At 43.1% G+C, this 21,785-nt stretch carries 21 protein-coding genes; 19 read left to right on the forward strand and 2 right to left on the reverse strand.

Annotated elements, in window-relative coordinates:
• Nucleotides 1–29 precede the first annotated feature (29 nt).
• The 8 genes from rpoC (at nt 30) to recA (ending at nt 9,600) form a co-directional block, all read left to right on the forward strand.
• Nucleotides 30–3,695 (forward strand): DNA-directed RNA polymerase subunit beta', encoded by a 3,666-nt coding sequence (gene rpoC / locus SORDD27_RS07270; RefSeq protein WP_061428321.1) that lies wholly within the window; start codon nt 30–32, stop codon nt 3,693–3,695.
• 109 nt (nt 3,696–3,804) lie between these two features.
• Nucleotides 3,805–4,224: a nucleoside-diphosphate kinase gene (ndk, locus tag SORDD27_RS07275; RefSeq protein ID WP_042768844.1), complete on the forward strand. Its 420-nt coding sequence runs from the start codon at nt 3,805–3,807 to the stop codon at nt 4,222–4,224.
• A gap of 134 nt (nt 4,225–4,358) precedes the next feature.
• Nucleotides 4,359–4,982: a hypothetical protein gene (locus tag SORDD27_RS07280; RefSeq protein ID WP_061428433.1), complete on the forward strand. Its 624-nt coding sequence runs from the start codon at nt 4,359–4,361 to the stop codon at nt 4,980–4,982.
• A gap of 83 nt (nt 4,983–5,065) precedes the next feature.
• Nucleotides 5,066–5,509, forward strand: a complete 444-nt coding sequence (tsaE, locus tag SORDD27_RS07285) for a tRNA (adenosine(37)-N6)-threonylcarbamoyltransferase complex ATPase subunit type 1 TsaE (RefSeq protein WP_061428323.1) — start codon at nt 5,066–5,068, stop codon at nt 5,507–5,509.
• A complete protein-coding gene (locus tag SORDD27_RS07290) occupies nt 5,499–6,020 on the forward strand; it encodes a GNAT family N-acetyltransferase (RefSeq protein WP_061428324.1) in 522 nt (173 codons plus the stop codon). The genes tsaE and SORDD27_RS07290 overlap by 11 nt, the downstream gene beginning before the upstream one ends.
• 4 nt (nt 6,021–6,024) lie before the next feature.
• The gene (gene lytR, locus SORDD27_RS07295) at nt 6,025–7,065 is read left to right on the forward strand and encodes a glycopolymer--peptidoglycan transferase LytR (protein ID WP_000592175.1); all 1,041 of its coding nucleotides are present in this window, start codon (nt 6,025–6,027) and stop codon (nt 7,063–7,065) included.
• A 72-nt stretch (nt 7,066–7,137) separates the two neighbouring features.
• Nucleotides 7,138–8,394 (forward strand): competence/damage-inducible protein A, encoded by a 1,257-nt coding sequence (locus SORDD27_RS07300; protein ID WP_042902935.1) that lies wholly within the window; start codon nt 7,138–7,140, stop codon nt 8,392–8,394.
• A 54-nt stretch (nt 8,395–8,448) separates the two neighbouring features.
• Nucleotides 8,449–9,600, forward strand: coding sequence for a recombinase RecA (gene recA, locus SORDD27_RS07305; RefSeq protein ID WP_061428326.1), 1,152 nt, complete (start codon nt 8,449–8,451; stop codon nt 9,598–9,600).
• Nucleotides 9,601–9,649: 49 nt separating this feature from the next.
• Here the strand turns inward: recA and SORDD27_RS07310 are convergent, their stop codons facing one another.
• Nucleotides 9,650–10,204 carry a GNAT family N-acetyltransferase gene (locus SORDD27_RS07310; protein WP_061428328.1) on the reverse strand — a complete coding sequence of 185 codons (555 nt, stop codon included), beginning with the start codon at nt 10,202–10,204 and terminating at the stop codon, nt 9,650–9,652.
• A gap of 109 nt (nt 10,205–10,313) precedes the next feature.
• Here SORDD27_RS07310 and SORDD27_RS07315 point away from each other — a divergent pair, with 109 nt between their 5' ends.
• Both SORDD27_RS07315 and SORDD27_RS07320 read left to right on the forward strand, forming a co-directional pair.
• Entirely contained in the window at nt 10,314–11,684 is a 1,371-nt protein-coding gene (locus SORDD27_RS07315; RefSeq protein ID WP_061428330.1) for an MATE family efflux transporter, read from the forward strand.
• Between the two features lie 96 nt (nt 11,685–11,780).
• On the forward strand, nt 11,781–12,497 hold the full coding sequence (locus SORDD27_RS07320; RefSeq protein ID WP_000532894.1) for a YebC/PmpR family DNA-binding transcriptional regulator: 717 nt from the start codon (nt 11,781–11,783) through the stop codon (nt 12,495–12,497).
• A gap of 51 nt (nt 12,498–12,548) precedes the next feature.
• Here the strand turns inward: SORDD27_RS07320 and SORDD27_RS07325 are convergent, their stop codons facing one another.
• Nucleotides 12,549–13,253, reverse strand: coding sequence for a CD20-like domain-containing protein (locus tag SORDD27_RS07325; RefSeq protein ID WP_061428332.1), 705 nt, complete (start codon nt 13,251–13,253; stop codon nt 12,549–12,551).
• Between the two features lie 192 nt (nt 13,254–13,445).
• On the opposite strand from SORDD27_RS07325, the gene SORDD27_RS07330 reads away from it, so the two are divergent.
• The 9 genes from SORDD27_RS07330 to SORDD27_RS07370 all read left to right on the forward strand — a co-directional run bounded on the left by SORDD27_RS07330 (nt 13,446) and on the right by SORDD27_RS07370 (nt 21,731).
• Complete coding sequence (locus SORDD27_RS07330; protein WP_000360526.1) at nt 13,446–13,907, forward strand: MarR family winged helix-turn-helix transcriptional regulator; 462 nt, start codon at nt 13,446–13,448, stop codon at nt 13,905–13,907.
• The gene (locus SORDD27_RS07335) at nt 13,891–15,660 is read left to right on the forward strand and encodes an ABC transporter ATP-binding protein (RefSeq protein ID WP_061428334.1); all 1,770 of its coding nucleotides are present in this window, start codon (nt 13,891–13,893) and stop codon (nt 15,658–15,660) included. Before SORDD27_RS07330 ends, SORDD27_RS07335 begins: the two co-directional genes overlap by 17 nt.
• Nucleotides 15,650–17,410, forward strand: a complete 1,761-nt coding sequence (locus SORDD27_RS07340; RefSeq protein WP_000428384.1) for an ABC transporter ATP-binding protein — start codon at nt 15,650–15,652, stop codon at nt 17,408–17,410. Before SORDD27_RS07335 ends, SORDD27_RS07340 begins: the two co-directional genes overlap by 11 nt.
• A 97-nt stretch (nt 17,411–17,507) precedes the next feature.
• A complete protein-coding gene (locus SORDD27_RS07345; protein WP_061428336.1) occupies nt 17,508–18,011 on the forward strand; it encodes a phosphatase PAP2 family protein in 504 nt (167 codons plus the stop codon).
• Nucleotides 18,012–18,124: 113 nt separating this feature from the next.
• On the forward strand, nt 18,125–18,571 hold the full coding sequence (locus SORDD27_RS07350; protein ID WP_000776591.1) for a LytTR family DNA-binding domain-containing protein: 447 nt from the start codon (nt 18,125–18,127) through the stop codon (nt 18,569–18,571).
• Between the two features lie 5 nt (nt 18,572–18,576).
• Complete coding sequence (locus SORDD27_RS07355; protein WP_061428337.1) at nt 18,577–19,251, forward strand: LiaF transmembrane domain-containing protein; 675 nt, start codon at nt 18,577–18,579, stop codon at nt 19,249–19,251.
• A 106-nt stretch (nt 19,252–19,357) separates the two neighbouring features.
• Complete coding sequence (gene rpmB / locus SORDD27_RS07360) at nt 19,358–19,546, forward strand: 50S ribosomal protein L28 (protein ID WP_001140948.1); 189 nt, start codon at nt 19,358–19,360, stop codon at nt 19,544–19,546.
• Between the two features lie 152 nt (nt 19,547–19,698).
• Nucleotides 19,699–20,064, forward strand: coding sequence for an Asp23/Gls24 family envelope stress response protein (locus tag SORDD27_RS07365; protein ID WP_000216434.1), 366 nt, complete (start codon nt 19,699–19,701; stop codon nt 20,062–20,064).
• Between the two features lie 2 nt (nt 20,065–20,066).
• Entirely contained in the window at nt 20,067–21,731 is a 1,665-nt protein-coding gene (locus SORDD27_RS07370; protein ID WP_061428339.1) for a DAK2 domain-containing protein, read from the forward strand.
• The last annotated feature ends 54 nt before the right edge of the window (nt 21,732–21,785 follow it).

Consider the following 21,785-nt stretch of genomic DNA (forward strand, 5'->3'; position numbering starts at 1 on the left):
GTTCACTTAGAATAGAAAGGGAAGAAATAGTGGTTGATGTAAATCGTTTTAAAAGTATGCAAATCACCCTAGCTTCTCCAAGCAAAGTCCGTTCATGGTCTTATGGAGAAGTCAAAAAACCTGAAACAATCAATTACCGTACGTTGAAACCAGAACGTGAAGGACTCTTTGACGAAGTCATCTTTGGTCCTACAAAAGACTGGGAATGTGCTTGTGGTAAGTACAAACGCATTCGTTACAGAGGGATTGTTTGTGACCGCTGTGGGGTTGAAGTAACGCGTACAAAAGTTCGTCGTGAGCGTATGGGGCACATCGAGTTGAAAGCTCCTGTATCTCACATCTGGTACTTCAAGGGGATTCCAAGCCGTATGGGCTTGACTCTTGATATGAGCCCTCGTGCCCTCGAGGAAGTTATCTACTTTGCGGCTTATGTGGTGATTGATCCGAAGGATACACCACTTGAGCACAAGTCTATCATGACAGAGCGCGAATACCGTGAGCGCTTGCGTGAGTATGGTTATGGATCATTCGTTGCCAAAATGGGTGCCGAAGCCATCCAAGACCTCTTGAAACAAGTAGATCTTGAAAAAGAAATTGCCGAACTCAAAGAAGAGTTGAAGACAGCTACTGGACAAAAACGTGTCAAAGCCATCCGTCGTTTGGATGTTTTGGATGCCTTTTACAAGTCTGGGAACAAACCTGAATGGATGATTCTCAATATCCTTCCAGTTATTCCACCAGATCTTCGTCCAATGTTGCAGTTGGATGGTGGCCGTTTTGCCTCATCTGACTTGAATGACCTTTATCGCCGTGTTATCAACCGTAACAACCGTTTGGCTCGTTTGCTTGAGTTGAATGCACCAGGTATCATCGTTCAAAATGAGAAGCGTATGCTTCAAGAAGCGGTTGACGCTTTGATTGATAATGGTCGTCGTGGTCGTCCAATCACAGGACCAGGTAGCCGTCCATTGAAATCATTGAGCCACATGCTTAAAGGGAAACAAGGACGCTTCCGTCAAAACTTGCTCGGTAAACGTGTTGACTTCTCAGGACGTTCCGTTATCGCCGTTGGTCCAACTCTTAAGATGTACCAATGTGGTGTGCCACGTGAAATGGCGATTGAGCTCTTTAAACCATTCGTCATGCGTGAAATCGTTGCGCGTGATATCGTTCAAAACGTAAAAGCTGCTAAACGCTTGGTGGAACGCGGAGATGAACGTATCTGGGATATCCTTGAAGAAGTGATTAAAGAACACCCAGTACTTTTGAACCGCGCACCGACCCTTCACCGTTTGGGTATCCAAGCCTTTGAGCCTGTCTTGATTGACGGTAAAGCCCTTCGCTTGCACCCACTTGTCTGTGAAGCCTACAATGCCGACTTTGACGGGGACCAAATGGCCATCCACGTACCGCTTTCAGAAGAAGCTCAAGCAGAAGCTCGTATCTTGATGTTGGCTGCTGAGCATATCTTGAACCCGAAAGATGGTAAACCAGTTGTTACTCCATCTCAGGACATGGTTTTGGGTAACTACTACTTGACCATGGAAGAAGCTGGTCGTGAAGGTGAAGGAATGGTCTTCAAAGACCGTGACGAAGCGGTTATGGCTTACCGTAATGGTTATGTTCACCTCCACTCACGTGTTGGTATTGCAACAGACAGCCTTAACAAACCATGGACAGAAGAGCAAAAACACAAGGTCTTGCTGACAACGGTTGGTAAAATCCTCTTCAACGACATCATGCCAGAGGGTCTGCCTTACTTGCAAGAACCAACAAATGCGAACTTAACAGAAGGTGTTCCAGCTAAATACTTCTTGCCACTAGGTGGAGATATCAAGGAAGCTATTCGCAATCTTGAACTCAACCCTCCATTCAAGAAGAAAAATCTTGGGAATATCATCGCTGAAATCTTCAAACGTTTCCGTACGACAGAAACTTCTGCCCTACTTGACCGCATGAAGAATCTCGGATACCACCACTCAACTCTTGCAGGTTTGACAGTGGGTATTGCCGATATCCCAGTTGTTGAAGACAAGGCTGAAATCATCGAAGAATCACACAAACGTGTAGAACAAATCACCAAACAATTCCGTCGTGGTATGATCACAGACGACGAGCGCTACAACGCTGTTACAGCTGAATGGCGTGCAGCCCGTGAAAAATTGGAGAAACGTTTGGTTGCCAACCAAGATCCTAAGAACCCAATCGTTATGATGATGGACTCTGGGGCCCGTGGTAACATCTCAAACTTCTCACAGCTTGCCGGTATGCGTGGTCTGATGGCCGCTCCGAATGGACGTATCATGGAATTGCCAATCCTTTCAAACTTCCGCGAAGGTTTGTCAGTACTCGAAATGTTCTTCTCAACTCACGGTGCCCGTAAAGGTATGACCGATACGGCCCTTAAGACAGCCGACTCAGGTTATTTGACTCGTCGTTTGGTTGACGTTGCCCAAGACGTTATCATCCGTGAGGACGACTGTGGAACAGACCGTGGTCTCTTGATCCGTTCTATCGCAGAAGGAAAAGAGATGATCGAGTCTCTCGAAGAACGCCTCAACGGTCGTTACACTAAGAAAACTGTTAAACATCCAGAAACTGGTGCAGTGATCATCGGTCCAAATGAGTTGATTACAGAAGACAAGGCGCGTGAAATTGTCAATGCTGGTGTGGAAGAAGTGACTATCCGCTCCGTATTTACATGTAACACTCGTCATGGAGTCTGCCGTCACTGTTACGGTATCAACTTGGCGACTGGTGATGCGGTTGAAGTTGGTGAAGCAGTTGGTACAATCGCTGCCCAATCTATCGGGGAACCTGGTACACAGCTTACAATGCGCACCTTCCACACGGGTGGGGTTGCCTCAAATACCGATATCACTCAGGGTCTTCCTCGTGTCCAAGAAATCTTTGAAGCCCGCAATCCGAAAGGGGAAGCGGTCATCACAGAAGTCAAAGGACAAGTTACAGCTATCGAAGAAGACGCGTCAACTCGTACCAAGAAAGTCTTCGTTAAGGGTGAAACTGGAGAAGGCGAATACGTGGTACCATTTACAGCCCGTATGCGTGTCGAAGTTGGAGACCAAGTCTCTCGCGGTGCGGCATTGACAGAAGGTTCTATCCAACCAAAACGTCTCCTTGCTGTTCGTGATGTCTTGTCAGTTGAAACTTACCTTCTCGGTGAAGTACAAAAAGTTTACCGTAGCCAAGGGGTAGAAATCGGTGACAAACACATCGAGGTAATGGTTCGTCAAATGATCCGTAAAGTTCGTGTCATGGATCCAGGTGACACAGACCTCCTCATGGGTACTCTCATGGACATCAACGACTTTACAGATGCCAACAAAGATGTTCTTATCGCAGGTGGAGTCCCAGCGACTGGTCGCCCAGTTCTTATGGGAATCACCAAAGCCTCACTTGAAACAAATAGTTTCTTGTCAGCGGCTTCCTTCCAGGAAACAACTCGTGTCCTTACAGATGCAGCCATCCGTGGTAAGAAAGATCATCTCCTTGGACTCAAGGAAAATGTTATTATCGGTAAGATCATCCCAGCTGGTACTGGTATGGCTCGCTACCGTAACCTTGAACCACAAGCTATCAATGAAGCAGCCTATCTGGCTCCAGAACAAGAAGAAACAAAACTTGCTCCAGTAGATGAAGCTGTGGAAATCCAAGTTGAAGAAACAGTAGAATAAAAGCAAAAAGAGAACCTTTGGGTTCTCTTTGCTTTATTTCAGAAAATTTTCCCACTTTTTCATAAAGTATGGTAGAATAGAAGAACTAAAATGCCAAGGAGGTGTCCGTATGGAACAAACATTCTTTATCATTAAGCCAGATGGTGTGAAAAGAGGGCTGGTTGGCGAAATTCTGCAAAGAATGGAGCAACGAGGTTTCAAACTCGAAAAATTAGAGTTACGTTCAGCAGTTTCAGAAGATTTGATTGACCAGCACTATCAAGACTTGGTTGAAAAAAGTTTTTATCCTCCTATCCGTCAGTTTATGACCTCAGGACCGATAGTGGTGGGCATTCTATCAGGTCCAAAAGTGATTGAAACCTGGCGGACCATGATGGGGGCTACTCGTCCAGAAGAAGCCTTGCCTGGAACTATCCGAGGAGATTTTGCTAAGGCGGCAGGAGAAAATCAAGCCATTCAAAATGTAGTTCACGGCTCCGATTCGGAAGCTTCTGCCAAACGAGAAATTGCTCTCTGGTTTAAGGATTAGACTGGTAAAAGAACAGTTCTGTGCACAAGAGAGCTGTTTTTTGGTCAGTTGAGCACAAAAAAAGAACACTTGAGGCGGAAACTATCATTTCAAACTCCTCACAAGGTATAATCCCATATAGGGAGGGAAAAGAAATGGTAAAATCAATTCGCCTATTGTTGTTGATTGCAGTCATCCAGATTAGTTTTTCTAGTTGTCTATTATGGAAAGAATCCTTTTTATCTTTAAAACAGACCAATGCTTATTTTTTGATTTTGATAGTAGGAATTTCTGTTCTTTGTGCTGGGATAAATTATTTCCATACAGCAGACCAGTCTAGACATAGTGTTTTACATGTTCAAAAAAAAGTGAGTCTGGTTTATTGCCTCCTTTTAGTAGTCAATCTTCTGGCAACCTGTCTAGTTCTCTCAGAAAGCATCCAGACCACTAGCAAATTGCAGCAGGAATTGGTTGACCTCTTTTTACCCTCCTTCTTTTTCTTGCTAGGAGTAGATCTATTGATTTTCTTACCTTTTGATAAAATTTTTCGCGATATAGAAAATCACCTAAATAAAAAGAAAACAGTCGTCATTTCCGTTCTAGCCACGTTGGTTTTCTTGAGGAATCCCTTAGTGATTTCCTCGATTCTCCTTTATATCAGTATTGGTTTTCTATGCGCACGTTTCCTTTTTCCCAAATGTATCCAAAGGGAAATCTCCTTTTATGGACACCTGATTCGGGATATCCTGTTTGTTTTTTCAATAGTTGTATTCTTTTAAGTGGAGGAGAATCTTTTAAAATTGTTATAGTAAGTCCATAAAGAAAATTCACACAAAAGAAAACTTTTTGGTATAATAGTAGCATGCACACAAAAAATGAAGAAGAGCTTCTAGCTCTCGGAGAAAGATTAGGTCATTTGCTTCAAAAAGACGATGTTCTGATCTTGACTGGAGAGTTGGGTGCGGGTAAAACAACCTTTACTAAGGGCCTTGCTAAGGGCTTGGATATCCATCAGATGATTAAAAGTCCAACCTATACCATTGTCAGAGAGTACGAAGGGCGTTTGCCACTTTACCACTTGGATGTCTACCGTATCGAAGGTGATGCTGATTCTATTGACTTGGATGAGTTTCTCTTTGGTGGTGGTGTGACTGTTATTGAGTGGGGGCATCTTTTGGGTGAGGATTTACCAGATTCTTATTTGGAGTTGGAAATCTTGAAAGAAGCTGAGGGTCGTTGTCTTCATTTTACGGCTCATGGCTCTCGGGCTGAACAACTCATCAAGGAGCTTCAAGATGGAGTATGAGTTGTGTATTCGTGAGGCAGAGATTTCAGATGCTACAGCCTTGATTGCATTTTTAGATTGTGTCGGTCAAGAGACAGATTTTACCAGCTTGGATGAAAATGGTATCATGATGACAGCTTCTGAAATGGCTCTTTTTATCGAAAAACAAGCTGCATCAGAGAATCAAATTACTCTCCTCGCCTTACTGAATGATGAGATTGCAGGAGTCTTAAATATCACAGCGGACCAACATTTAAGAGTTCGACATATCGGTGATGTTTTTCTAGCAGTTCGAAAGAAATTCTGGAACCAAGGCTTGGCGACTATACTTCTAGAAGAAGGCATCGAGTGGGCTAAATCCAGTGGTGTCTTGCGCCGTTTGCAACTCAGTGTACAAAAACGAAACGAGGCCGCTATCCACCTCTATTCAAAAATGGGATTTATCACAGAAGGCTTACAAGAACGAGGAGCCTATTTAGCAGAAGGGATATTTTTAGATGTTTGTCTTATGGGCAAGCTGATAAATAAATAACGAGATGATTAAAAAATTAATTGGAATGGTGCTAGGTTTCCTAGCAGTAACAGTTTTAGGTGTAGCGGTTTATGGCTATACCATCTACCAACAGGGAACAGAAACCCTAAGTAAAAAGACTTACAAAAAAATCGGGGAAGAAACCAATGTTATCGAAGCGACGGAGCCTCTGACTATCCTCTTGATGGGTGTAGATACGGGAAATGTGGAACGTACAGACCCGTGGGCGGGGAATAGTGATTCCATGATTCTCTTGACGGTTAATCCCAAAACAAAGAAAACCACTATGATGAGCTTAGAACGGGATATTTTGACCAAGATTGAGACTGGAAACGGTCAAGTTCAGGAAGCCAAACTCAATGCGGCCTATGCTAATGGTGGTGCGGAACTTGCAATTTCTACTATTCAAAAGATGATGAATATCCATATTGACCGCTATGTGATGGTTAACATGCAAGGGCTTCAACAATTAGTGGATGCAGTTGGTGGGATCACCGTCAACAATACACTCGGTTTCCCAATTTCGATTGCTGACCAAGAGGAGTTTAATAAGATTTCTATCGGTGTTGGAGAACAAACCTTGAATGGTGAGGAAGCTCTGGTGTATTCACGGATGCGTTACCAAGACCCAGAGGGAGACTATGGTCGTCAAAAACGCCAACGTGAAGTCATTCAAAAAATCGTTGAGAAGGTTTTGAGCCTAAACAGTGTGAGTCATTATCAAGGCATCCTCAAAGCTTTGAGTGATAACATGCAGACCAATGTGGACTTATCAGCTAAGAGCATTCCACAATTGCTCGGCTATCAAGATTCCTTCAAGAATATCGAAACGCATCAATTGCGTGGGGAAGATGCTGAGCTACAGGGAATTTCTTATCAGATTGTCACTTCAGAACATATGCTCGAAATGCAAAATCTCTTGCGTAGTTCGCTAGGTAAAGAGCCAGTGACAGAATTGGAAACCAATGCGGTACTGTACGAAACAGCCTTTGGTCGGACAGCACCTTCAACCAGTACGAACGCTTCAAACGAAGAAGCAGAATAAGAAAAGAATCAAATCGTGGGAAATTTCCTGCGATTTTTTCAAAAAAATTCGAATAGATAAGTAGGAGGAAACATGAAAGCAGAAATTATTGCTGTTGGAACAGAAATTTTAACAGGGCAGATTGTCAATACCAATGCTCAGTTTTTATCAGAGAAACTAGCCGAAATCGGGGTAGATGTCTACTTCCAAACAGCTGTTGGAGATAATGAAGCTCGTCTTTTGTCCTTGCTTGAGATTGCGAGTCAACGTAGTAATCTTGTGATTTTGACAGGGGGCTTGGGACCAACCGAGGATGATTTGACCAAACAAACCCTGGCAAAATTTTTGGGAAAAGATCTAGTGTTTGACCCTCAAGCGCAAGAGAAACTGGATATTTTCTTTGCTCATAGACCTGACTATGCTCGGACACCGAATAATGAGCGCCAAGCCCAAATTGTAGAAGGGGCGACTCCACTGCCAAATGAGACAGGTTTAGCAGTAGGAGGGGTGTCAGAAGTGGATGGCGTGACCTACGTGGTCCTCCCAGGACCACCTAGTGAATTGAAACCCATGGTCTTAAATCAACTCTTACCCAAGTTAATGACTGGTACCAAGTTATACTCACGAGTGCTCCGTTTCTTTGGAATTGGGGAGAGTCAGTTGGTGACCATTTTGGCGGATTTGATTGACCATCAAACCGATCCGACCTTGGCGCCGTATGCCAAGACGGGAGAAGTGACCTTGCGTTTGTCTACAAAAGCAGTTAGTCAAGAAAGGGCTGATCAAGCACTGGATATCTTAGAAAATCAAATCTTGAGTCGCCAAACTTTCGAGGGAATTTCTCTACGAGACATCTGTTATGGATATGGGGAAGAAACCAGTCTCGCAAGTGTCGTTGTAGAAGAGCTAAAGAAGAGACAGAAAAGCATTACTGCGGCAGAAAGCTTGACGGCAGGTCTCTTTCAAGCGACATTAGCAGACTTTTCGGGCGTCTCAGCAATCTTTAATGGCGGTTTTGTCACTTACAGCCTAGAAGAAAAGTCCAAGATGTTGGATATTTCCGAGCAAGAGCTAAAAGAACACGGGGTTGTTTCTGGGTTTACGGCTCGAAAAATGGCAGAGCAGGCACGGATCAAGACTCAGTCTGATTATGGAGTTAGTTTGACGGGTGTGGCAGGGCCAGATAGCCTAGAGGGGCATCCAGCTGGTACAGTTTTTATTGGATTGGCACATGCAAAAGGGACAGAGGTGATCAAGGCCAATATTGCAGGACGGAGTCGAGCAGATGTTCGACATATTGCGGTCATGCATGCCTTTAACCTAGTTCGCAAGGCTTTATTAAGTGACTAAATTTTGGTATAATGAAAGATAGGTCTAAGGACCAGTAGAATATAGGAGAACAAAATGGCGAAAAAACCAACAAAAAAATTAGATGAAATTGGGAAAAAATTTGGAGCTGACCGTGAAAAAGCATTGAACGATGCTCTTAAATTGATTGAGAAAGACTTTGGTAAAGGCTCAATCATGCGCTTGGGTGAGCGCGCGGAGCAAAAAGTTCAAGTGATGAGCTCAGGCTCATTGGCTCTGGACATTGCCCTTGGTTCAGGTGGTTATCCTAAAGGACGTATCATCGAAATCTATGGACCAGAATCATCTGGTAAGACAACGGTTGCCCTTCACGCTGTTGCGCAAGCACAGAAAGAAGGTGGTATTGCAGCCTTTATCGATGCGGAACATGCTCTTGACCCAGCCTATGCTGCAGCCCTTGGTGTGAACATTGACGAATTGCTCTTGTCACAACCAGACTCAGGAGAGCAAGGTCTTGAAATTGCTGGAAAATTGATTGACTCAGGTGCAGTTGACCTCGTCGTTATTGACTCAGTTGCAGCCCTTGTACCTCGTGCGGAAATTGATGGGGATATTGGAGACAGTCACGTTGGTTTGCAGGCTCGTATGATGAGCCAGGCCATGCGTAAACTCGGAGCTTCTATCAATAAAACCAAAACAATTGCCATCTTTATCAACCAATTGCGTGAAAAAGTTGGGGTTATGTTTGGAAATCCAGAAACAACACCTGGTGGACGTGCTTTGAAATTCTACGCTTCAGTCCGTTTGGATGTTCGTGGAAGCACACAAATCAAGGGAACTGGTGACCAAAAAGATACCAATGTCGGTAAGGAAACCAAGATCAAGGTCGTGAAAAACAAGGTGGCTCCACCATTTAAGGAAGCCTTTGTTGAAATCATGTACGGAGAAGGAATCTCTAAGACTGGTGAGCTCTTGAAGATTGCAAGTGATCTCGATATCATCCAAAAAGCGGGAGCATGGTACTCTTACAAGGGTGAAAAAATCGGACAAGGATCTGAAAATGCTAAGAAATACTTGGCGGATCACCCAGAAATCTTTGATGCCATTGACCATCAAGTTCGTGTTCAATATGGCTTGATTGAAGATGAAGAAGGGACAACTCCTATCTCTGTCGCAGAAGATCTAGCACCTAGCCAAGAAGTAACGCTTGACCTAGGCGACGGACTTGAAATCGAAATTGAAGAATAAAAATTAAAGTAGCAGATTTTCTGCTACTTTTTTATCTAACTCAAACGAGCTAATGATCACTAAAACGACGATACTCTATATGAAAGTCAAAATAATGTTCATTCTGTAGCTTTTGGAAGATGTCGCGATAGGCTTCTTCGTCAAAATGGTCGCCACGGTAGAGAATTTCAAAACTCAAACCATCGTACTCTAGAAAAGCGTTGGCTGTTTTGAAACCATTTTGGCGATAGAAATCCATGCGTGCCTTTCTCTGCTCCAAGTTATCGCATTCTTCATCCAATCGCTCGACTTCCAGTAACATGGTTCGCTGGTAAAAATCAGTCAGCTTTTCGATGATTTCTTTTCCATATCCGTGGCTTCTCAAGTGGGGCATGATGGCAAAAAAACTGATATAGAAGGCCTTTGGATTGGAGATGGCAAAAGCAAAGCCGACAAACTCTTCTTGGTTATAAAAGGCAAAAAAGTGAACGTCTTCTCGGTCTTGATAGCGCAAAAACTCTGACAGAGGAACTCGTTCTTCCTCAGGGAATGCTTCCTTGTTTAGCTTTTCAACCTTATCCAGATCAGGAAATACATCGGTAATTAATTGACTGGTCAAACTCATAAATGACCTCCTTTTCTTGATTATAGCAAATTGTCTCTCTGTAAGCAATTGATTGCAAACTTAGTGACAGAGCCTTGTCGCTCCATTAGAAAGCTGATATAATAGCTTTATGAATAAGAAACGATCCGTGGACTTGATACATGGTCCTATTCTTCCTGCGCTGTTAAGCTTTGCCTTTCCCATCTTGCTGTCTAATATTTTCCAACAGCTCTATAATACAGCTGACGTCTTGATTGTTGGGCGATTTCTTGGTCAAGATTCCTTGGCTGCAGTAGGGGCGACAACGGCCATTTTTGACTTGATTATAGGCTTTACGCTTGGTGTTGGCAATGGGATGGGGATCGTCATTGCCCGCTATTATGGGGCTCGGAATTTTACAAAGATCAAGGAAGCAGTAGCAGCAACTTGGGTTTTAGGTGCTCTTTTGAGCATTGTGGTCATGCTGATGGGATTTGTCGGTCTGTATCCACTCTTGCAATACCTGGATACCCCTGCAGAAATCCTTCTCCAATCCTATCAATATATTTCTATGATAGTGACCTGTGTCGGTGTCAGCTTCGCCTATAATCTCTTTGCAGGCTTGTTGCGGTCTATTGGTGACAGTCTAGCAGCTCTTGGCTTTCTGATTTTTTCTGCCTTGGTTAATGTGGTGCTAGATTTGTATTTTATTACGCAATTGCATCTGGGAGTTCAATCTGCGGGGCTTGCTACTATTATTTCACAAGGCTTGTCAGCGCTTCTCTGCTTTTATTATATCCGCAAGAGTGTTCCAGAACTGCTCCCTCAACTCAAGCATTTTAAATGGAACAAGGCCTTGTACGCGGATCTTTTAGAACAAGGTTTGGCCATGGGTCTGATGAGTTCGATTGTGTCCATTGGTAGCGTGATTTTACAGTCTTCTGTCAATACCTTTGGAGCTGTGATTATTAGTGCTCAAACAGCAGCTAGACGCATTATGGCCTTTGCTCTCCTTCCAATGACGGCTATTTCTTCTGCTATGACGACCTTTGCCTCTCAGAATCTTGGGGCCAAGCGACCAGATCGCATAGTCCAAGGTCTTGGTATTGGGAGTCGTTTGAGTATGTCCTGGGCAGGTTTTGTTTGTATCTTCCTCTTTTTTGCCAGTCCTAGTTTGGTTTCTTTCTTGGCCAGTTCGACAGATACCTACTTGGTAGAAAATGGTAGCCTCTACCTGCAAATCAGTTCAGTCTTTTATCCGATTTTGAGCCTTTTGCTGATTTATCGGAATTGCTTGCAGGGATTGGGGCAGAAAGTCCTTCCTCTAGTTTCCAGCTTTATAGAACTAATCGGGAAAATCGTTTTTGTGGTCTTGATTATCCCTTGGGCAGGCTATAGGGGAGTTATCCTTTGCGAACCCCTTATCTGGGTTGCCATGACCACCCAACTGTACTTTTCACTTTTCCGCCATCCCCTGATAAAAGAAGGCAAGGCAATCTTGGCAGCCAAAGGACAATCCTAGCTGGATTTGCTGAATAAAATCCATTTCCTCTAGTGAAAATCGAAAAGACTTGTGTTATAATAAGAAAGATTAAAATGTGAAAAAAGGAGATTCCTAATGGGACGTAAATGGGCCAATATCGTAGCCAAGAAAACGGCTAAAGATGGAGCTAACTCTAAAGTATATGCAAAATTTGGTGTAGAGATCTATGTAGCAGCAAAAAAAGGTGATCCAGACCCAGAATCAAACACTGCTTTGAAATTCGTTATCGACCGTGCGAAACAAGCCCAAGTGCCGAAACACGTTATCGATAAAGCGATTGATAAAGCAAAAGGAAACACAGACGAAACCTTTACAGAAGGACGTTACGAAGGATTTGGACCAAATGGTTCTATGTTGATTGTGGATACCTTGACTTCTAACGTTAATCGTACTGCAGCCAATGTCCGTGCAGCTTTTGGTAAAAATGGCGGAAACATGGGTGCTTCAGGTTCAGTTTCATACCTCTTTGATAACAAAGGTGTGATCGTATTTGCAGGTGAGGACGCTGATGCGGTCTTTGAGCAATTGCTCGAAGCAGATGTGGATGTGGACGATGTAGAAGCAGAAGAAGGAACAATCACGGTTTACACTGCTCCAACAGACCTCCACAAGGCTATCGTTGCCCTTCGTGAGTCTGGCATCGAAGAATTCCAAGTGACTGAATTGGAAATGATTCCTCAGTCTGAAGTGGAATTGTCAGGCGAAGACCTTGAAACCTTTGAAAAACTTTACAGCGTCCTTGAAGACGACGAAGATGTACAAAAGATCTACACAAACGTAGATGGATTCTAATAGAAAAACGAACAGTTTTACTAGCTGTTCGTTTTTTTTTGATATTAGAACTTAGACTCTGCTTTCAGAGTCGTTTTGTTTCTTGCTTTTTTCTAGACCTAGACCGACTGCATGTTTTTGGACGAGCAAGAGCTGTCCATTGTCTTGTTTTGCAAAAGTTAAGGTAACGGTCTTGATCTTGTCTCCAATGGAGATATAGGTGATTTTTCTCGTATCATAGCCTCCGATAGTGGAGTCAAACTCAGAGTCTGGTAGTCCGTGTTTTTTGATAATATCCTTGTAGTTGGTACCACCTTTTCCTTTGTTGTCAAGGTCACCTTCGATTAAGGTGTCGAACTGTTCTTGGGTCCAGGTGAAGGTATCGTTTTCTTCCTCCTCAGGGATGGAATAGGCGCTATCATCTGTCAAGTCGCTTTCTTCTTCGCGTTCCATTGAGGAACTTGCCTCTCTATAGGAACGGTTAAACTCCCTGACAAACTCTTTGTAGACATTAGCGTACAGTACCTGGGTCGTAAAGAAAAGTACAACAGAAGCAACTGCGAGGGATGTTCCGATAATGGCCATTGTTTTTCTTTTTTTGAGGTTGACGATAAGGCCGATAATCCCCAAGATAAATGCGACGATGGCGATGAAAAACGATAGATAGTTAATAAACGGGATCCAGGATCCTAACAGTGCGATGGCTCCAAAAATGGTTGCTAAGATTCCCAAAACTCGTTGTTCTTCTGGTTTCATTTGAAAGTTTTCTCCCTTCATCGAATGAATGGATTTCTATCCACAGTAGTTAGTGCTTATTATAGAAAAAATATTGCCTAATGTCAATTTAAACTAAGATAGTTCTCATGAAAACTTTTTTCTTGACATCTTTTCTGAAAATGATAAAATAGTTCTCATTGAAACTTAAATAGTTCTTGTGAGAACTATATTCATCATGAGAAAGGAGCAATCATGGACAAGCCGATGTTAATGTTCAAACGTTTTGGACACCAGGTTCATCTGATGGTACAGAAAGAAGCCAAGCGATGTGGCATTGAATTTATGGGTGGACCGCAAGGGCAGGTTCTGCGTTTTTTAGATCATTGTGAACAAAAAGAGGAACTGGTCTTGATTAAGGATATCGAGCAGGAACTCAATATTACCAAATCTGTGGCGAGTAATCTAGTCAAGCGTATGGTGCAAAATGGTTTGGTTGAGCTAGAGGCCAGCCCGAGCGATAAGCGGGCAAAATTTGTTCGCCTGACGGAGAAATCGCGTTCGCAGATGCAAAAAGTTAAGGCATTTTTTGATCGGATTGATCAGAGTCTGCTAGAGGGTGTTTCAAAGTCAGACTTGGCAATCTTTGAAAAGGTTCTCGGTCAGTTGCAAGAAAATGTTGAGAAGATAGGAGGAGAGAATGAAGAAACTCGCTAAACGTATTACAGGAAAAGAGTGGGGAATGATTGTCCTTACGATTCTGTTCACTTGTTTCTCGGTCTATCTCGAGTTAGAGGTGCCGACTTATATTTCGCAAATTACAGAATTACTGGGAACGTCTGGAACGCAGTTGGGTGAACTCTGGTCACCAGCTGCGAAGATGATTGGTTTGTCTTTATTGGCTTTCTTTTCATCTGTTATGGTGGGTTTCTTTGCTGCTCGTGTTGCAGCATCCTATACAACCCATCTACGTAGAGACGTATTTCATCGCGTTTTAGATTTTTCACAGACAGAGATCAAGCGCTTTTCAATCCCAAGTCTTTTGACTCGGACGACCAATGATATTACCCAGGTACAGATGCTCTTTACCATGGGCTTGCAAGTGGTTACTCGTGGGCCGATTATGGCTATCTGGGCCATTGGAAAAATCCTTGGGAAATCGGAATACTGGCTCTGGGCGGTCCTTGTGGCTGTTATTGTCAATGTCTTGATGACCACTGTTCTTATGACTCTGGCTTTTCCAAAACAATCGGTCATCCAAAAATTGACAGATAAACTCAATAGCATCACTCGTGAAAGCTTGACTGGGATTCGAGTTGTTCGCGCATACAATGCCGAAGATTACCAAGATGAAAAATTCGAAGCAGCCAACGATGAGGTAACACGTCTCAATCTCTTTGTCAATCGATTGATGGCCATTATGAACCCGATTATGATGGCGATTTCCAGTGGACTAAGTTTAGCTATTTACTGGATTGGTGCCTACATTATCAACGATGCAAGTTTGGCAGAACGTCTGCCACTCTTTAGTGATATGGTGGTCTTCATGTCCTATGCTATGCAGGTCGTGATGGGATTCCTTCTCATGGGAGCACTCTTTATTGTTCTTCCTCGTACCTTGGTTTCGGCAGGACGTATCAATCAAGTATTGGATCTGCATTCTTCTATTGAAAATCCTAGTCATACACAGACAGCGGATCCTTCAGTTCAAGGACAAGTGGAATTCCGCGATGTAACCTTCCGCTACTCTAAAAACTCAGAAGCAGTCGTGGAACATGTCACTTTCAAAGCAGAAGCGGGTCAAACCGTAGCCTTCATCGGATCGACTGGATCAGGTAAGTCTACGCTTGTCAACCTCTTGCCACGTTTTTACGACGTTTCAGATGGACAAATCCTAGTGGACGGAGTTAATGTGCAAGATTACGATTTGGAAGATTTGCGCAATAAGGTCGGCTATATTCCACAAAAAGCAGTCCTCTTCTCAGGAGATGTCAAGGGGAACTTGGACTTTGGTAAGAGCAAAGAAACTCCTCTAAGCGAGGCTGCTATGTGGCAAGCTCTTGAATTGGCCCAGTCTAAAAGCTTTATTGAGGAAAAGGAAGCAGGACTTGCATCAGAAGTGGCCCAAGGAGGAACCAACTTCTCAGGAGGTCAAAGACAGCGTTTGGCCATTGCGCATGCCTTGGCTCGTAAACCAGAGATTCTCATCTTTGATGACTCTTTCTCAGCCTTGGACTACAAGACAGATCGTGTCCTTCGCCAAGAGCTAGCTGAGAAAACAAAATCCATGACCAAGCTCATCGTAGCGCAACGGATTTCTACCATTATGGACGCCGACCTGATCTTAGTTTTGGATCAAGGTAAAGTCGTGGGACAAGGCACCCACAAGGAACTTCTAGCTACCAACGAAGTCTACCAAGAAATTGCCTACTCACAACTATCGAAGGAGGAATTGGAACATGGAAAATAAAAAAGTTTCGGTCTGGAAACAGTGCAAACCTTATATGGCAGGCCTCCAACTCCCTCTCCTAATAGCAGTTGTGGCTGCAGTCATTTCAAGTATCATTACCGTTTATGGTCCAACTAAGATTAAAGAAATTACTAACTTGATTTCAGATGGCTTGGCTACAGAAATCGACTTGGTAGCTGTGTCAAACATTGCTGGATTTTTGGTTGTCCTATATGTGTTTGGAGCTATCCTTAATTATACACAGGCCTATATATTTTCAACGAGTATCCAACATTTTTCAAAACGCTTGCGGACGGCTATCGCTGAAAAAATCAATCGTTTGCCACTTGGCTATTTTGACCGTCATTCACAAGGAGACACCCTTTCGCGCGTGACCAATGATGTGGATACAGCAGCGCAATCTCTCAACCAAAGTCTAGGGACAGTTCTTTCAGCTAGTTTCTTGTTGATTGCTGTCTTGGTGACCATGTTTGGGATGAACTGGATTTTAGCTCTCGTAACAGTGGTCTCTACGCTTGTTGGTTTTGCGGCGGTTTCCGTAATCATGGCCAAGTCACAGGGTTATTTTAAAGCCCAACAAAATAATCTAGCAGCCGTCAATGGTTATGTGGAAGAGATGTACTCTGGCCATAATGTAGTGACCAGCTACAACGCAGTGGACACCTCCAAAGCGAGATTTGCAGGGTTAAACCAAGACTTGCATGACAGTATCTGGAAATCTCAATTTATCTCTGGTATCATGATGCCAGCCATGTTCTTTGTTGGGAACTTTAGTTATGTCTTAGTCATCATCGTTGGGGCCGCGCTGGCGTTAGAAGGGCATATCACTATAGGGATTATCGTAGCCTTTATGGTTTACGTACGGACCTTCTCCCAACCTCTGTCACAGATTGCCCAAGGGATTACGAGCCTGCAACAAGCGAGTGCAGCCATGACTCGTGTATTAGAATTTCTAGCTGAAGCTGAGATGCAGGATGAATCTCATAAGGAGAGACAATTGAGCGACATGAAAGGGGAAGTAGTCTTTGATCACGTGTCCTTTGGCTATACACCAGAGCGCACCATCATCCATGATTTTTCTGCGACAGCTCATGCAGGTCAAAAGGTCGCAATCGTTGGACCGACTGGGGCTGGGAAGACAACCATTGTCAATCTTTTGATGAAGTTCTATGAGCTAGATAAGGGAAGTATCCGCATTGATGGTGTGGATACCAAGGACATGAAGCGCTCTGAAGTGCACGATGCCTTTTCAATGGTCTTGCAGGATACTTGGCTCTTTGAAGGAACCATTCGTGATAATCTCATCTACAACCAAACAGGGATTAGTGATGAACGAATGATTGAAGCAGCAAAAGCAGTAGGAATCCACCACTTTATCATGACCCTACCAGATGGATACGATACTATTTTAGATGATACAGTGACCTTGTCAGTCGGACAGAGACAGCTCTTAACCATTGCTCGTGCCCTTATCAAAGATGCACCACTCTTGATTTTGGATGAAGCGACATCCTCAGTCGACACACGTACAGAGGAGTTGATTCAAAAAGCCATGGACCGTTTGATGGAAGGTCGAACTTCCTTTGTCATCGCCCACCGCTTGTCAACCATCCGAAATGCAGACTTGATCTTGGTCATGAAAGATGGAAATATCATCGAACAAGGCAATCATGAAGAACTCATGGCTCAAGGTGGTTTCTATGCGGATCTCTATAATAGTCAGTTTACAGAAGACGAAGCAGAAGAATAAATCAAAAGAAGGCTTGACGGCCTTCTTTTTCTGCACTATACTAGAAGACAAACGTCTCACCTGTAGACGAAAACAAAGTAATGAATGAGAAGTATAAATGAAAAATTATCAAGAATGGTATCGAAATATCAGCTCTAGGCTCACCAGCCATCCCACCCTTCTATTTCTGTTACGCAGTTTCAATCGTTTGATGACAGTCGCCATGCCCTTGGTCTATCTGACCTTACTAGTCACCACTTACCTGCAACTAGGATTGGGTCAGCAAGTTGGGGTTTATGTGCTTATTCCTGCATCAGGTTTTGTGATTTTGTCTCTTTTTCGTAAGAAAATCAACCACCCACGACCTTATGAAACTTGGGACATCAGTCCTCTGCTTGACAAGGACAGTTCGGGACAGTCGATGCCCAGTCGCCATGTTTTTTCGGCAACTATCATCTCCATGGCCTGTCTGCATGCTAGTCTACCTGTTGGCTTAACATGCTTGCTCTTCTCAGCATTGCTGGGCTTGGTGAGGGTTTTAGGGGGTGTTCATTATCCCAAGGATGTCTTGGTTGGCTATGCTTGTGGTCTCATGTGGGGGCTCCTTTTCTTCTTATTTTGACATGTAAGTTAAGCTAGTCCTACAACCACTTACTGCTTCAAATTGACCACTTGCTTTTTTGCCCTTGTATTCCTAACTTAGCTTTGATATAGTAGAGTCAGAAAGGAGATGTGATGAAGTTACGAATTGAGATTGACGGCAATTTAGAGGAGACTGAAATTGTCATCAAGACACCCACTTTGACAGATGAAATTGCAGATTTGCAACGACTTTTGCAAGAGTCAAAGGCTCCGAGGTTGACTTTTTACAAGGGGACAGGTGAATATTATCTAGACCTGTCAGAAATTCTCTTCTTTGAAACAGAAGGGAGCAAGATTTATGCTCATAACCAGAAGGAAGCCTATGAAGTACGTCTCAAACTTTATGAGTTGGAGTCCATCCTGCCTCGCTATTTTAGTCGAGTTTCCAAGTCAACGATCGCAAACATCCGTCAGATTTACTCAGTGGACAAGTCCTTTTCAGGAACGGGGACCATTTCCTTTTATCAGACGCACAAGGAGGTTCATGTCTCACGGCATTACCAATCCCTCCTAAAAGAAAATCTAAGAAACATGAGGTAAAAAACATGAAAAAGAAAGCATTTGGTATTGTTTTATTGGTTTTAGCAGCTTGGATCTTGCTGCAAGGGAATTTTGGAATTCCTTCTTTGGATGGTAAAATATGGCCTTTGATTGGTATCGTCTTTTTTGCTTACCAATCAGTTGAAGCTTTGCTTCGTCGTCATCTAACATCAGCAGTTTTTACCGCTCTAGTAGCCTTAATGATTGCGAATCATTTTTATAACATTTTTCCTATTCCAAACCAGTCTTTGTTTTGGGCTAGTATCTTAGCAGTGCTAGGTGTTGGTTATTTGACGCATTCAAGTAAGTTTTGGAATGAAAAAAAATGGTGGTACAATGGGAAAAAAACAGTCGTCACGGATAAGGAAGTCGCTTTTGGTAGCGGGACCTTCTATAAGCAAGATCAAGATCTCGTAGATGACCAAGTGGAAGTCGCTTTTGGGGATGCTAAAATCTACTATGATAATGCGGAGATGTTAGGTGATTTTGCAACTTTAAATATTGAAGTGGCCTTCGGGAATGCAACCGTCTATGTTCCACAACACTGGCGTGTCGATTTGAAAGTAGAAACCTCCTTTGGTGCAGCTAAGGCAGATGCTCCTGTAGCGCCAACAAACAAAACCTTGATTATCCGTGGAGAAGTCGCTTTTGGTAAACTTGGAGTTGTTTACGTTAAATAAAAAAAGTCTCCGAATTTCCTTGCCAAAATAGAGAAAGTGTGATAACATAGTACGGTATGTGGTGCTAGCACATCCGCTATATTAGATCTAATAGGAGGAAAACACAATGGCTAAAGTATGTTACTTTACAGGTCGTAAGACTGTATCAGGAAACAACCGTTCACACGCGATGAACCAAACAAAACGTGCCGTAAAACCAAACCTTCAAAAAGTTACTGTTCTTATCGATGGTAAACCTAAAAAAGTTTGGGCTTCAGCTCGTGCTTTGAAATCAGGTAAAGTTGAACGCGTTTAATAAAAATGAAAAGACCGCTTAGGTCTTTTTCTTTTGCTCTAAGGATAAAATCATTTGAAAAATAGAGTAAATATCCGCCGATACAGCATTCTGCTTTTACACTTGGGCTGAAATATGATAAAATAGAGTATCAACTAGTTGAGGTAAAAAAAATGACTGTAAAAATTAATACAAAAGATGGTCAAATCGAACTGACAGATGAAGTGATTGCAACCGTAGTAGGTGGTGCCGCAACTGAGATTTTTGGTGTGGTCGGTATGGCTAGTAAAAATGCCCTCAAAGACAATTTCCAAGCCCTTCTTGGTAAGGAAAATTATTCTAAGGGTGTTGTTATAAAAGCAGCCGAAGATGGTAGCATTGCAGTTGATGTTTATACCGTATTGAGCTACGGAGTAAAGATAAGCGAAGTGTCAAAAAACATTCAAGAGCGTGTTCGTTTTAGTTTAGAAAATCAACTAGGGATTACTGCTCAGACTGTGAATGTCTACATTCAAAATATCAAAGTTGTAGGAGAATAATCGTGTCAAAAATTACTACCAGTTTATTCCAAGAGATGGTGCAGGCTGCATCAACTCGTTTGAATAAGCAAGCAGAATATGTCAATTCATTGAACGTCTTTCCAGTTCCAGATGGAGATACTGGGACAAACATGGGAATGACCATTGAAAATGGTGCCAAAGAAGTAGCAGACAAGCCTGCTTCTACAGTTGGAGAAGTAGCGAGCATTCTTGCCAAAGGGCTCTTGATGGGTGCGCGTGGGAACTCAGGGGTTATCACTTCTCAGCTCTTCCGTGGCTTCTCTCAGGCTATCAAGGAAAAAGATGAATTAACAGGTCAAGACTTGGCTCTTGCTTTCCAATCTGGTGTCGAGGTAGCTTACAAGGCTGTTATGAAACCAGTCGAAGGAACTATTTTGACTGTTTCTCGTGGTGCAGCCATTGGTGCCAAGAAAAAAGCGGAGCAAACAGATGATGCTGTTGAGGTCATGCGTGCAGCCTTGGAAGGCGCAAAAGCAGCTTTGGCTAAGACACCAGAAATGCTTCCAGTATTGAAGGAAGTTGGTGTGGTAGACTCAGGTGGTCAAGGTTTGGTCTTTATCTATGAAGGATTCCTTTCAGCTCTTACTGGTGAATACAGTGCTTCTGAAGACTTTGTAGCGACTCCTGCTAACATGAGTGAAATGATCAATGCAGAGCACCACAAGTCTGTAGCAGGGCATGTGGCAACTGAGGATATTACCTTCGGTTACTGTACGGAGATCATGGTAGCTCTCAAACAAGGTCCAACTTATTCTAAGGACTTTGACTACGATGAATTCCGTAACTACTTGAATGACTTAGGCGATTCTCTACTTGTTGTCAACGATGATGAGATCGTCAAAGTTCACGTTCATACAGAAGATCCAGGTCTTGTCATGCAAGAAGGTCTCAAATATGGTAGCTTGATCAAGGTTAAAGTAGATAATATGCGCAACCAACACGAAGCTCAAGTAGAAAAAGAAGCTCAAATCAGCAAGCCAGCTGAAGAGAAGGAATACGCCCTTATCGCAGTAGTAGCAGGTCAAGGCTTGGCAGATATCTTCCGTGCTCAAGGTGTGGATTATGTTATCGAAGGTGGTCAGACGATGAACCCTTCAACAGAAGACTTTATCAAGGCTGTTGAACAGGTCAATGCTCGCAACATCATCTTCTTGCCGAACAACAAAAATATCTTTATGGCAGCTCAGTCTGCGGCTGAAGTGCTTGAACAACCTGCTGTTGTGGTAGAAGCACGTACAATTCCTCAAGGTTTGACCAGTCTTCTTGCCTTTGATCCAAGCAAATCAATCGAAGAAAACAAAGAACGTATGACTGCAGCCCTTGGTGATGTCATCAGCGGTAGTGTAACAACAGCTGTTCGTGATACAACTATCGATGGATTAGCAATTCATGAAAATGACAATCTTGGTATGGTTGATGGGAAAATCCTCGTGTCAAACCCTGACATGCACCAAACCTTGACAGAAACATTGAAACATATGTTGGACGAAGACAGTGAAATCGTGACTTTCTATGTCGGTGAAGACGGAAGCGAAGAACTTGCCAATGAAATTGCCCAAGAAATCGCAGAAGAATTTGAAGATGTTGAAGTAGAGATTCACCAAGGTCAACAACCCGTATATCCATATCTTTTCAGTGTGGAATAATCGTGAAAATTGAATGAAAATAACAGAAGGAAGCTGGTATTACAGCTTCCTTTT

Origin of the sequence: Streptococcus oralis (assembly GCF_001579025.1) — a bacterium.
Classification (GTDB): domain Bacteria; phylum Bacillota; class Bacilli; order Lactobacillales; family Streptococcaceae; genus Streptococcus; species Streptococcus oralis_X.